The following is a 12,868-nucleotide window of genomic DNA, read 5'->3' on the forward strand; positions in this document are numbered from 1 at the left end:
TTTGTATGAAGGTTTCGTGTTTGCAAATGAATATGAAACTCGGTTGTCCGGAGGAGAATTTTGCACACGCAGAACAGTTAATTTGCAATGCGATGAAGGATAACCCCGACGTTTTGGTATTGCCCGAAACGTGGAACACCGGATTTTTTCCGAAAGAAAACCTTGCCGAGTTATCCTGTAAGGACGGGGATGAAGTAAAATCTCATATCGGCGCTCTAGCAAAGCAGTACGGTGTCAATATCGTAGCAGGCTCGGTATCAAATGTTCGGGATGGGAAAGTGTTCAATACTGCTATGGTCTTTGATCGAGACGGCAAGTGTATTGCTGAATATGATAAGACGCATCTGTTTACGCCTATGGGAGAAGATGACTACTATACTTGTGGCGACCACCTATGTCGCTTTACTCTCGACGGTGTAAGGTGCGGTGTTATCATCTGCTACGATGTGCGTTTTCCCGAGCTGACCCGTAGCCTTGCTTTGCAGGGACTTGATATGCTTTTTATAGTGTCTCAGTGGCCAAAGGAACGCATCTTCCAGCTGCGCACTCTGACTACTGCCAGAGCGATTGAAAATCAGATGTTTGTAGTATGCTGTGATTCCTGCGGTACAGCCGGTAAAAACGTATATGGAGGGAATTCCTCCGTTATCGATCCTTTCGGAAAAACGCTTGCACTTGCCGGGGAAAATGAAGAAATCATATCCGCAGCCTGTGATATGCAGATTCTTTCTGGTATTCGCGGCAGCATACCTGTGTTCCGTGACAGACGCCCGAAGCTATACTGAAAAGAGGTTTATTCCATGCGTGACTATAAGGTTGAATTTGAAAAGAGAGTTAATTTTATAAAGTCCGTTCTTGCTGAGAGCGGAGTAAAAGGTATTGTTTACGGCAACAGTGGAGGCAAGGATTCCGCTTTAGTCGGTATTCTTTGTAAAGCGGCTTGCGATAACACGGTGGGGATTATTCTGCCGTGTACCTCAAGGAGAAATTACGATGAAGATACAGCAGACGCCAAAGAGGTCGCTGCAAGATATAATATCGAAACTCGTACCGTCGATCTGACACCTGTAAAAGAAGCCGAGCTAAAAGCCCTTGACGGCGTTGCTACCATAAATGCGGCGGCACTTTCCAATATAGCACCGAGACTTCGTATGCTCACCTTGTATGCGGTTGCTGCAGCTGAAAACCGACTGGTTGCCGGCACAGGCAATAAAAGCGAAGCTTATGTAGGTTACTTTACCAAGTGGGGCGACGGTGCTCACGATTTTAATCCTATTGCAGATCTCACCGTTACAGAGATATATGAATTTTTGCGTTATCTTGATGCTCCGAAGTGCGTTATAGAAAAAGCTCCATCTGCGGCACTCTTTGACGGACAGACAGATGAGACGGAAATGGGCGTAACATATGCAGAGCTTGACACATATCTTTCCGGCGAAGATATTCCTGCAGACAAAAAAGAAATCGTTGAGCATATGCATAAGGCAAGTGAACATAAAAGGAAAAAAATTATAGTTTATACGAATCAATAAAACGTCAAGATTGAAGGAAAGAAGAAACTACCGTTTGACAAGAGGTTTTGGTCAATCTAATGGCCTGTATAACTTTGAAATAACGCGATTTTAAGCCATATACCTTTTGTATAACACCTGTATAATACTGATATATCGTAACAGGGGGCTATATAGCGTTCATATAACAATCAAGAATTTCTGCATAACCTCTGTGGGCTAATTTAATAAGGCAAGAGCCAGTTGCCTTGACTTTAGCCCACAGAGGTTTCATTTTGAACCGAAGACACCTTGACCGAGCATCCGTTTTTGCGTCATGCAAATGCGGGTGCTCTTTTCTTATTGCAGCGACTGTGTAGTACGCTGCAGGGGTCCTCCCCTGGAATTTGGATTTTAGCCAAATTTCAGAAAAACGGAGGACTACAATTTGAAAAAAGAATTTATAAGAAATCTGCCTGGCTATGCAGAGTTTCGTACTGTATGCAGCTTTGAGAAATGCGAAGACGAGTATCCGGGATGGACCGGCAAGGAAAAGTACATCGTTTTCTCACAGCTCAGCCGTAGAGAACTGGAAAGAAGGTTTCCAGAAATCACGAAAGTCATTTCACCGTACATTTTGATTGCTTAGTAAAGTATAGTGGGTTATACTTTACAAGGAAGTAGTCACCGAATTCCAGTTAGAAATTACTTTGTAACTACGTTTTGAGGAGGAGTAAAATGCTTTCCTACGTTCGACATTACCCATTAGCGATAGCTAAATTAATGTGTCTGTGCTCTCCTAAAATCTGCTGATTTATTACTGACTAATACAGGAGGTTTTTTTATGGGACAGACAATCATATCTGCTATTGGTGTTTATATTTCCACCAGTATCGATTATTTAATTATTTTAATTATTTTATTTGCACAGCTATCACAGAATAAACAGAAATGGCATATTTATGCGGGGCAATATCTGGGCACTGGCTTACTTGTAGGGGCGAGTTTAGTTGCTGCTTATGTCGTCAATTTCGTGCCTGAAGCATGGATGGTTGGATTGCTTGGTTTAATCCCTATCTATTTAGGGATTCGCTTTGCAATTGTTGGAGAAGGTGAGGAAGAAGAAGAGGAAGAAATTATTGAAAGATTAGAACAAAGCAAGGCAAATCAACTGTTTTGGACAGTTACATTGCTGACAATTGCGTCTGGCGGAGATAATTTAGGTATCTATATACCTTATTTTGCTTCGTTAGATTGGTCACAGACCCTCGTGGCGTTGCTTGTGTTTGCAATCGGCATAATTATCTTTTGCGAGCTTAGTCGGGTGCTATCCTCTATTCCGTTAATATCCGAGACAATTGAAAAATACGAGCGAATCATTGTGCCTTTAGTATTCATTCCACTTGGACTATACATCATGTATGAAAGTGGCACGATAGAGGCTTTTCTGAACTTTATAATATAGATAGAGGCTGGGCAAAAAGTCCAGTCCATAAAAAGACAAGGTCATTATCGTAATCGTGATAATGACCTTATTTTGTCGTTTTAGTAAACTTGAAAGCGTTCGCATTATGTAATGTAAATAACTATAAATACAATTAAGGGTGTGGCTTTCATGTATAAACAATATAACACATCTAATTGTTCTTTAGTATTAAATTTAGACTTCGATATTCCAAAAAATCACGATGTACGTTTCATTAGCTTATTCGCTGATTCAATCCTGATAATCAATTTCCTAAACCCACCTCCACAGTTCGTCCAGGCCATCATCCGCGTATGATGTTAAAGATGATTCTCTTCGCCTAATCCAACAACATTTGAATGGGTATGATGTAAAAAAGCTATTCAGTTAGAGTATTTAAGAACCGCTTGTAATATAAGATTCTACGTTAAGATTTATAAAAAATAAAATTAAACTGGGGAGGATAAAATGAAAAAGTTAGATTTATAAAATTTATTGAAGTTAGAAAAACAAGGTTGGGATTGCCTTACAAAATCTAAAGGAGCAGATTTTTATGGTGCACTAATGACAAATAATGCTTTAATGATATTGGTAAATGGAATGATATTAGAATGTAGAACCATTGTTCAATCTTTAAACAATGCAGAACCATGGGATTCATATGAAATTAAGGATCCAAGATTACTTAATATAAATGATAATGTTGCTACACTTATTTATTCAGTGACTGCAAAAAGAGGAAATAGTGAATTTGTAGCACTAAATTCAAGTACTTATTCAATGGTTAATGGTGAGATTAAGTTAAACCTTTATCAGTAAACAACTATTACTCATTAGTTTAAAAATTTTAAAACAGATAAAATCAAATTTGAAAATGTAAAGTTTTAGAGTATGAATAATGAGGAAATTCCAGACCCAAACGTTGTATACCCAATTGCAGGATACCACAAGAAATCAAGCAAATTGTTGTAAATCTAAGTTTACTAAAAAATTTTATTATTTTTTGACCAATTTTGACCCAAAAAGTTTTGGTAGAACAAAAAAGTGGGTAGAATATGAATAAAAAACGTGAAAATATAAGCAAATATAAACTCTATCCAACATATAAAATATGGCCTATTGAATGGGAGTACTCGGGCAAGGTTATCCCGCGAATGAGGAACTGATGTGACGAAATGAGTAGCTGATAACTACTGCCAGAATGCTAGAGGTCAGTATTAAGCAAATAAAGTGCGGAGGCGGAGGTTAATTTATTTCTACGTCCGTCCAACGATTGCCGAGCCGTAAGGCGAAAGCAGAGTTGTTGACGGCCCATCTGCGTATCAAGAGCAGAAACGTGATGAGAAAGAATATTTCGTGACTTGAGAGCTAGAGTGGTAGTATCTAAAAAGGCTATAAACCTTTATTCAATAAGGTTTATAGTCTGATTTTCGTATTAGAATTAGCACTATCTAATTTGATATAGAATATGGTTCTATGATTTGTAGGTGATATTCGGCCACAATTGAATGAAAATAAACACTTTCTGAGTATACAACAAAGAAGAAGCTTACGAACTAATTTTTTAATTATTTAATATGACAACTCCATTTTTTTACATATTTAGAACAAATATAAATAGCAACTTTTATACTATAGGTGAAAAGTTGAGTTTGATTACGTTAATGAAATGGAAGCACACTCATTACTTGAGTAATGGACAAAATAATATGATTTCAAAAGGTCTAAAATTTTTATATATGATGAAAAATTTGCTGAATCGATAGGAATAATTTCGTAAAATCTTGAAAAGGCAAATTCAACAATTTAGAGATGACAAATTTAGAGTTTTCAAAATTCTCCAAATATTTTAACCTTCTCCTGATATACTCATATTCGATATTTATCAGTTTAGGAGTTTTTTTGAATTGTTTATAGATTCAACAAACCTATTGAGTTGGGTTTTCTCCCTCTAAAAGTCGTAGAGGCCCTAATCTTCTGGAAAAGTTGTTATTATAACAAACAAGAATAACAAACAAGAATAACAAACTAGGAGATTCAAATACTATGTAGTTACAAATTCCTTTAGTAAAAAATGTAATGACGTAATGTATTAAGTTTCTGTTATAATTCACTTCATTTTGCGAAGTTTAACTTGAAATGTTATTAGAATTAAGTTGCAAGAGTATTGTGTAGGAAAAAGATAATTCTCTTTAAATTTTTCAAATGTAATTAGTACTCTTATATTGGAAGGAAGACTTTTAGAAATAAAGATGAATAAAGATTAAAAATTTATTATAGTTCTATTTGATAGTTTAAATTAAGAATTGAAATTTATTGCATTTATTTAAAAAAGAGTAATAATATAAAAAAATATCATGTTATAATTAATGTTGTAGAAAGGAAGTGTTTACATGAGCGAGTATAATCAACATTATATTGAAAATATAAAAAAAGCAATTAAAGATGATAAGTTAGTCCTTTTTGTTGGAGCGGGTATATCTATGGAGTCTGGTCTACCATCATGGAACGATATTATTGGCGTATTTTTAAATGAACTAAATATAGATAAAGATAGTAGGAATTTAGATTACCTAAAAATTGCACAGATGTATAACGATGAATACGGTTCACAACAATATCTAGAGCGAATAAATGAGATTTTTTCCATACATAAAAATGCAATTCCTAATCACTATCATAATTTAATTGCTAAGATTAATCCAAAGCATGTTATTACAACAAATTATGATTCACTTCTTGAAAGGTCTCTTAATAGTGGTATAAAAAAATATGAAGTTATTATTGAAGATAAAGATATTCCATATTCACTTGGAAATAACTATATAATTAAAATGCATGGTGATTTATCGACTGATTTTGTTTTTAAGGAAGAAGATTATTTAAATTACGAAGAAAATTACAGGATGATTTCATCAATCATTAAGTCAATTATCAGTAATAATACGGTTTTGTTTATTGGATACTCGCTTAGCGATCCAAATTTTCATGAAATATACAGATATATTCAAAAAACTTTAGGGAATCATGCTAGAAAATCATACTTGTTTTTAACAAATGATATCTCCCAGGCTGAAAAAAGCTATTATATGAATAAAGGATTCAATGTTGTAAATTCATCTGAAGCCAACATATCGAGTGATAAATTTGTTATTACCTCGAAATTTTTAGAGTCTTTAATTGATAATAAATGTGAGAGTATTACTAATGAAAACCAGTTATATAATAATGTTTCTTTTTTAGATTTATTATATTTTGTCCCTTATAGTGCCTTACAAAAATATTCGGGACTCAAGATGTTAGTTGATTTTTCATCTGCAAAAGATATAGGAAATAATTGTAATTTTAACATAAGTAAAAACCTACAATTGGTGACATTTTTAAAAGAAAAAACAATGTTTAAGGATTTTTTGAATTTGAGCGAGGAGCATATATTTCAAGGACATTTTAAAGCAAATCCATATTTATCAGAAGCTTATCAATATTATCTGGAAAGTAAATGGGACTTAGCTACTGAAAAATTTCGACTAGAAGCAAATGCTGCATTTGATCGGAATGATTATATTACTTTTTTAATAGCTGAGTTTAATATTTATAGATTACTTAGAGGTAAAGAAAAAATTGAAATTTCCAATGGTAAATTTGATGGAGAGGAATTTGATGAAATTGTAGTAAAATTATTAGAGTCAACAAAAAGTAATGATAAGAAAATTATTAATTATTTAAAAGATGAAGTGTTTAATTTTAATATTCTTTATCATAATTATTATCGTATAAGCAATTTGTGTGACAAAATAATTAAAGAAAAAATGTTAATAGAAGGAGGAGGTTCAACTTGGAATTCCATATTGCTTCAACTTGAAGGTGAATTTCAAACACTAAAAAATTTTATTGATATAAATTGTTTGTGTATATCGCATTACAAGGAATTTAAAAAAATGGTGACTAAATATTTTGAAGCATATTTAACTGCTTTTGAAATAGGTAAATTAGAATTGGATGAAGATGCTTTCGCCTCTTCCGTTATTACTAAATTGGATGGCAATATATTGATGAACATTGTTCCCTATATTGAAAATGAAGATTTAAGAATTTTACTCAAGAAATTTGAGAATAAATGGATACCTTATACTGAAGAGGGCTATAACTATATTACAGATCAAATTGAAATAAATCTTATCAAATTGAACAAAAATTTCATGATTGAAACGGAGAACAACTTAAAAAGAAGTTTGATTACGCTTTCTTATTCTAAAGAGCAAAATCTTGAGAAGCTCATTTGTATTATTCAAAATATTCCGCTAAATTATTTACACATCTTTAACTATGAAATAAAGTTATTACTTAATAGACTTTTAAATTATATCGAAACTAAAGAATTAAACCAAGAGATTAAAGATAAGATAGCTAGTGAAATGGAAAAGCTAGTAAATGAGATTTTTCTAAACATAAGCTTGATAATTTTTATTTTTGTAGATCTATATTAATAATAATAGAAAATATTTTGATTGTTTTAGAATTTAATAATCTCAAGATTGATAAATTATATATGGAATTTATCAGATTTAATGCTGAAGAAGAATTAGATGATTTTACTCAATACAAAGAAATCGTTTATCTTTTTTATAGTATGTTTAATGAAAAGACTAAAGGGGTCTTAAAACAATTGGTAACAAAAATCGAACAAAGAGGAACAGAATCAGATCTAGAATTTCTAATTTCCTTAATGATACACTCTGATTATATTTATGAGAAGAAAGATATTATTATTGACTATTTGAAGTCTAAACCTAAGAAAAATAAAGTAATAGAGGGAGTTAGAATATATCCAAATGTAAAGTATACCATTTTTTTAAGTCATATATATAATTTGTACGCGAAAGATTATTTTACTAAGATCGATGTAAAACAGACGGGAGTAACCAATGATCATATTGGGCTTATACCAGAAATGGATTGGTTATATTTTGACATAAAAGAGAAAAATATACTTTCTCAATTAACAAAGAATAGAAGCTATAAAAATATTAAGGATACTTTCTGTCGTACTAAAGAAGATTTAGAAATATTATCTAATTGGATTATTATGAGATATGAAACTGAAAACTATTCTAAAGACATAAATTAAATTTTTTATAATTGTGAAGGAAAAAGGTAAATAGAGGTATGATAATTTTTGAATGTGAAGACTGATCAATTGTGATTCTACATTACTATTAAGAAGGTGCAGAATAGATGGATAAATTAAATAAAATTATTGAGTCGATATACGACTCTAAGAGGCAAAAGAATTATTTTGCTATATTAACTTCAACAGTTGTTTTGATCGATGTTTGTGCATCTATTGAGTATTCTTTAAAGAGATATGGACCTTCAAAACGCTATAAAAAATGGGTTAAAGAATTTCTAGTGCCGTTAATTAAAGAAAAAGGTTTAACAAATTATTTGGAACCTATTAATTTTTGGTTTTTAAGAAACGCATTGTTACATGAGGGATCTTCAAATCCAAATTCTAACCTTCAATACCAAGAATGGGGGAAGAAAAGGGTTAGAGATATTGTACCGATTGCAAACGTTAACTCTGAAATAAAGGTATTTCTAGCAGATGATGGGTTCGAATATCCTACCCTTTTTTTGATATTGCATTTTTTTCAGATTTAGTCTGTGAAGGAGCAAATTCATGGATAAAGAAAAATGAGGAGAAAATTATCTCTAAATCGGATAACTTGCTTAGTGTTGCAATAATGATAAAAGATATTAATGGTAAATCTTTGATAATACGAGAAAAATAATATGGTTACTGAGTAAAATATGAAAAATTTTCTATATGAAAGTAAAAGGCAATAAATCTTAATTTATTTCCACTTTTACTCAATTGTAAAAGTCTTTAAGGAAAATATTCAACAAACTTAATTAATACAAAATCCTTTTCTTTGTATTAACGGTTTTTTTAGTTTGTAAGTATGTACTGCTATCCAAGACTGAATCATACAAGTAATTTCATAAAAATACTTAAATAATAGAAAATATCTTTCAAATATTAGAAGTTAAAATTAATATTTGATGCTCCTAAAGAAGTTAAAATGGCATAATATAATAGTGAATAAATCATATAGACTAACTATATGAAGTCAAGTAGAACATAAAAGAATTTTATGAAAGATAGCAAAAGACAATTTAATAAAAATGAGCATGGCAAATAAGCCTTAATAAAAGGCCAATTAAAAAAATGAAGTTAAGCTTGAGGAACAAACTGAGTGTTTGTTTTAAGTAATTTAAATATAACTCTGATTAGCTTTTTAGCAACGTGTGTAAGAGCAACGAAATGGTGTTTACCTTCCTTTCTCTTTCTCTGATAATAATCTTTAAAGCAAGGATCCCTCATAGCGCATTGAGGATAGCCCATCTAAGATAAGGATAGCCACGTTTAACCATAGAAACACCCGTAGCGATAAATTTACCAGACTGATGAGTGGTTGGATCAAGGCCAGCAAAAGCTTGCAACTGAGCAGGAGTATCAAATCGATTGATATCAACAATCTCAGCTAAAATAATAGAACCCAGATTGTAAGAAATACCAGGAATAGATAAAATAGGAGATTTTAATTCAATCATAATATCTTCTATCTTAGTATCTAGTTCATCAATTTTAGAAGAATAGAAATTAATCATATCAATCGTTTGAACAAGATCAAAACTACTTGCATCAGAACTAGTTCCAATAGAATGATCGCAATATTTCTAATTTCTAAAGCCTTATCCTTAGAATATTTTCCTCTAGAATTATCTTTAAGGCGATTAGTAAGTCTAGTAAGATGAGCATTTGCGATTAATTCCTTTGAAGGGAACTCATAGAGAAGAGCCATAGTAGATTTTTGATTAATCGAGTAAACGCAATTCTCAAGCTCTGGAAACACAATCTCAATGATTCTAGCAAGAGAGATTTTGAGCCTAGCTAATTGCTCTTTAAGCCTAGAACGATATCTAGTCAGTGACTTAAGCTCCGTAACATGATAAGATAAGTCCAAGTGGGGTTTAGCAACACTAGAAGAAAGCATAAGAGCAATTAACTTAGCATCAATTTTATCAGTTTTAGTCTTTCTAAGCGTATGAGCTTTTCTGAAAAGATTAATTTGCAAAGGATTGAAAACTACTGGGGAGTAGCCATTATCAATCAAAAAATTGATTAAGTTTAAGCTGTAATGACCAGTAGCTTCAAGCCCCACTTTTACATTTTCAGAAGATGTTGGCATAAAAGATAAAAGAAGATTGAAGCCTTCCCTATCATTGGAAAAGGTAAAGACATCTCTAATCACATTCCCATCAGAATCACAAATAAAACAATCATGCTTATCCTTAGCAACATCGATACCAACAAGAAACATAAAAACACATCCTTCAAAATGAATTGGCTGTGGTTATCCACAAAAACTATGTATCGTATCCTTGCACGAGATAAAACGTCTAGCGTTATCTAACTCATAAACAAATAAACATAGAAATGTGGTTGGAGCCTTAATAAAATAGTCTAAGCTATAGGAGGAACAACCAATCCACAAGCCTATGATTATCATATAGTAAAAAGTAAATAAGAACACTAATTACTATGTGTTCATTATACAAGGAGGGTTCTTGCTCTCCAATATAGTAGCGATAAGACAAAGAAGTACTGTAGATATGGATTTTTTAATACGAAATTTTTTACTCAGTGAAGCAAATATAAAAGAGAGATTTCTCAAAATTTTAGAACCTGATGAAAATCTGTGATTGAGTATGAAATCCAGAAAATCGAAGCTATCCGAAATCAAGATGAGTATGGAGGATTTAGATTAAGTATTTTATGTAAATTAAACAATATTAGGCAAGTGATTCCTATTGATATTTTTACTGGGGATCCGATAACACCAAAAGACATTGAGTACGAATATCAAAGTATCTTTGGAAATAAAACTTTTCAAATCTCAGCCTATAATATAGAAACAATCTTGGCCGAAAAAATACAAACACTTTATCAAAGAGGAATATTTAACAGTAGAAATAAAGATTTTTATGATTTATATATTTTGCGAAAATTTCAAGTTTAAGTTAGCCACTTTATTTTTAAGTGTGTTACCAACTAACTTAACTTATTTTATTACCCGTCAGTGCTTGATAACAAGCTGAGGTAGGGTAGTCTCTTGGTCAATCGTGCACTTGTCAACTTCTTAGCAATCAAGTCATGTCGAGTGAGACTCGGTATCAAGCACTAACCGGTTTTTTCGTCTGTTGCACTTGGCGTTCTTTGTGAAATTCTCTCATGAAACAGTCATAAGGCGTTTGATAGCCTAATAGCTTGCGTGGATAATCGTTCATCCAGTTTTGAATTCTTAGGCACTTTACCTCACATAATACTTGGAGTGGTTGTCCTTTAGGAAGAAAGCGACGAATGATTTTATGTTGATTCTCACTCGTTCCACGTTCCCAAGAAGCATAAGGGTGCGTAAAATAGACGTCGAGTGTATCCTGTAAAGCGGTATGCAGGCCCGAAAACTCTGAGCCATTATCTGATGTGATCGTTTTAAATAGTTGGTTGAAAGCATCACCTGCGCGTTGACGCAGAGAGTCCATCGCTTCATCCACAGCCTGAGCCGTTTTTTTCTTGAGTTTCAGAATGACTTCATAGCGCGTCTTACGTTCGACTAATGTCAACAATACAGGGTCACAGGCCGCTTGACTGCCAATCACTGTATCAATTTCCCAGTGTCCAAAGTGCTCTCTGGTTTCGATTGCTTTCGGGCGATCTTCAATCGATGGTCCTAAGACACGTTTGTTTCGACGCGCTTTAGTCGTTCGTTTCTTGGTATTACGCGACAGCTTTTCGAACAAATCCAAGTTGCGAGTTTTCATCACACCGCTATCGATCCAATGGTATAACGTCGTTGTACAAGGAACAATCGCAGCGTCAAACAACTGATGTTCACGAGCAAAACCCACGACAACATCGGGGGACCATTTATCTTGAAGCATCTTTTCGTCTGCCCAGTCAATAAAGGCGTTGGAATCCGCCCATTTAGGTCGCCTACCGCAGTGAAGACGTTGACGCTGTAACTGTCAAGGACAATTGTGCACTTTTTGCTAGATAACTTTGTGCACTTTTTTATTCAAAAATTGTTTCTCGATGTTTCATTCGATGACTCTCGCCATCCATATGAATGACTTCACATCTATGAAGAAGCCGATCAAGAATCGCTGTTGCGATTCCTTGATCTCCAAGCATCTTACCCCAGCTGTCAGGGCCTTTATCAGATGTTAAAATGATTGAACTCTTCTCGTATAAATCGCTAATCAACTGGAAAAAGAGATTCGCTTCGTTTGTCTCCATAGCCATGAACATTATATCATCAAGAATGACTAAGTCAGCTTGTCTCACACGTTTGAGGCGAATTGCCGACTTTCGAACATAACCTTCGGTTTTGAGCAAAGAAATCAACTCACCCATTGATACAAAAGCGACTTGTTTACCTCGCTCAATTGCTTCCAACCCTAAACCAATGGCTATATGTGTTTTTCCCACTCCATGTGGACCTAAGAGAACGAGATTGAAAAGTTGGTCTAACCAATCGCATTCTCGAAGTTGATCGATTTGTCGTTTACTGAGTGACATTGATTCGATAGTATCGAAGTCCTCCAAGGACCTTTCAAAAGGAAACTGTGCCCATTTTAAATACTTCTGTCGTGTCTTTTCTTCTCGACGATGTTCTTCGTGATTACATAGTGCCACAAGTAGCTCTTGATAAGTCCAAGATTGCTGTTCTGCTTCACGCAGAAAACCTGGGAGAGCCTGAGCCGTTTCTGTCATGCGGAACTGTTTGAATTGAGATTGAAGGCTTTCTGTAGTACCTATGATTCTTTCCCTCCTAACACTTGTAGATAT

General features: G+C 33.5%; 12 protein-coding genes and 1 pseudogene. 9 read left to right on the forward strand and 4 right to left on the reverse strand.

Annotated elements, in window-relative coordinates; genetic code table 11:
* Positions 1 to 5 precede the first annotated feature (5 nt).
* From LB888_RS08685 to LB888_RS08720, 8 genes are all read left to right on the forward strand, one after another.
* A complete protein-coding gene (locus tag LB888_RS08685; RefSeq protein WP_318752626.1) occupies positions 6 to 785 on the forward strand; it encodes a carbon-nitrogen family hydrolase in 780 nt (259 codons plus the stop codon).
* 15 nt (positions 786 to 800) lie between these two features.
* Entirely contained in the window at positions 801 to 1,532 is a 732-nt protein-coding gene (gene nadE, locus LB888_RS08690) for an NAD(+) synthase (protein WP_318752627.1), read from the forward strand.
* A 406-nt stretch (positions 1,533 to 1,938) separates the two neighbouring features.
* A complete protein-coding gene (locus LB888_RS08695; RefSeq protein ID WP_318752628.1) occupies positions 1,939 to 2,139 on the forward strand; it encodes a hypothetical protein in 201 nt (66 codons plus the stop codon).
* A gap of 195 nt (positions 2,140 to 2,334) precedes the next feature.
* The gene (locus LB888_RS08700) at positions 2,335 to 2,955 is read left to right on the forward strand and encodes a CadD family cadmium resistance transporter (RefSeq protein ID WP_318752629.1); all 621 of its coding nucleotides are present in this window, start codon (positions 2,335 to 2,337) and stop codon (positions 2,953 to 2,955) included.
* A gap of 495 nt (positions 2,956 to 3,450) precedes the next feature.
* Positions 3,451 to 3,774 carry a DUF4440 domain-containing protein gene (locus tag LB888_RS08705; RefSeq protein ID WP_318752630.1) on the forward strand — a complete coding sequence of 108 codons (324 nt, stop codon included), beginning with the start codon at positions 3,451 to 3,453 and terminating at the stop codon, positions 3,772 to 3,774.
* A 1,574-nt stretch (positions 3,775 to 5,348) separates the two neighbouring features.
* Positions 5,349 to 7,442, forward strand: coding sequence for an SIR2 family protein (locus LB888_RS08710; protein ID WP_318752631.1), 2,094 nt, complete (start codon positions 5,349 to 5,351; stop codon positions 7,440 to 7,442).
* Positions 7,443 to 7,459: 17 nt separating this feature from the next.
* Positions 7,460 to 8,083, forward strand: coding sequence for a hypothetical protein (locus LB888_RS08715; RefSeq protein WP_318752632.1), 624 nt, complete (start codon positions 7,460 to 7,462; stop codon positions 8,081 to 8,083).
* Positions 8,084 to 8,190: 107 nt separating this feature from the next.
* The gene (locus tag LB888_RS08720; protein ID WP_318752633.1) at positions 8,191 to 8,616 is read left to right on the forward strand and encodes a hypothetical protein; all 426 of its coding nucleotides are present in this window, start codon (positions 8,191 to 8,193) and stop codon (positions 8,614 to 8,616) included.
* 720 nt (positions 8,617 to 9,336) lie between these two features.
* Here LB888_RS08720 and LB888_RS08725 read toward each other — a convergent pair.
* Positions 9,337 to 9,570: an IS110 family transposase gene (locus tag LB888_RS08725; protein WP_318752634.1), complete on the reverse strand. Its 234-nt coding sequence runs from the start codon at positions 9,568 to 9,570 to the stop codon at positions 9,337 to 9,339.
* A 53-nt stretch (positions 9,571 to 9,623) separates the two neighbouring features.
* Positions 9,624 to 10,340 (reverse strand): IS110 family transposase, encoded by a 717-nt coding sequence (locus LB888_RS08730; protein ID WP_318752635.1) that lies wholly within the window; start codon positions 10,338 to 10,340, stop codon positions 9,624 to 9,626.
* A 378-nt stretch (positions 10,341 to 10,718) separates the two neighbouring features.
* On the opposite strand from LB888_RS08730, the gene LB888_RS08735 reads away from it, so the two are divergent.
* On the forward strand, positions 10,719 to 11,039 hold the full coding sequence (locus LB888_RS08735) for a nucleotidyl transferase AbiEii/AbiGii toxin family protein (protein WP_318752636.1): 321 nt from the start codon (positions 10,719 to 10,721) through the stop codon (positions 11,037 to 11,039).
* A gap of 154 nt (positions 11,040 to 11,193) precedes the next feature.
* Here LB888_RS08735 and LB888_RS08740 read toward each other — a convergent pair.
* Both LB888_RS08740 and istB read right to left on the reverse strand, forming a co-directional pair.
* Positions 11,194 to 12,027, reverse strand: a pseudogene (locus LB888_RS08740) (IS30 family transposase); the annotation flags it as partial.
* A 64-nt stretch (positions 12,028 to 12,091) separates the two neighbouring features.
* Positions 12,092 to 12,868: an IS21-like element helper ATPase IstB gene (gene istB / locus LB888_RS08745; RefSeq protein WP_318753973.1), complete on the reverse strand. Its 777-nt coding sequence runs from the start codon at positions 12,866 to 12,868 to the stop codon at positions 12,092 to 12,094.

The sequence above is a fragment of the Globicatella sp. PHS-GS-PNBC-21-1553 genome (assembly GCF_033564055.1).
Taxonomy (GTDB): domain Bacteria; phylum Bacillota; class Bacilli; order Lactobacillales; family Aerococcaceae; genus Globicatella; species Globicatella sulfidifaciens.

Excerpts from the sequence above, each read along its gene's own strand:
- LB888_RS08685 (WP_318752626.1), top strand. The coding sequence starts at position 6 with ATGAAGGTTTCGTGTTTGCAAATGAATATGAAACTCGGTTGTCCGGAG.
- LB888_RS08725 (WP_318752634.1), bottom strand. The coding sequence starts at position 9,570 with ATGATTGAATTAAAATCTCCTATTTTATCTATTCCTGGTATTTCTTAC.
- LB888_RS08720 (WP_318752633.1), top strand. The coding sequence starts at position 8,191 with ATGGATAAATTAAATAAAATTATTGAGTCGATATACGACTCTAAGAGG.
- nadE (WP_318752627.1), top strand. The coding sequence starts at position 801 with ATGCGTGACTATAAGGTTGAATTTGAAAAGAGAGTTAATTTTATAAAG.
- LB888_RS08710 (WP_318752631.1), top strand. The coding sequence starts at position 5,349 with ATGAGCGAGTATAATCAACATTATATTGAAAATATAAAAAAAGCAATT.
- LB888_RS08700 (WP_318752629.1), top strand. The coding sequence starts at position 2,335 with ATGGGACAGACAATCATATCTGCTATTGGTGTTTATATTTCCACCAGT.
- LB888_RS08730 (WP_318752635.1), bottom strand. The coding sequence starts at position 10,340 with ATGTTTCTTGTTGGTATCGATGTTGCTAAGGATAAGCATGATTGTTTT.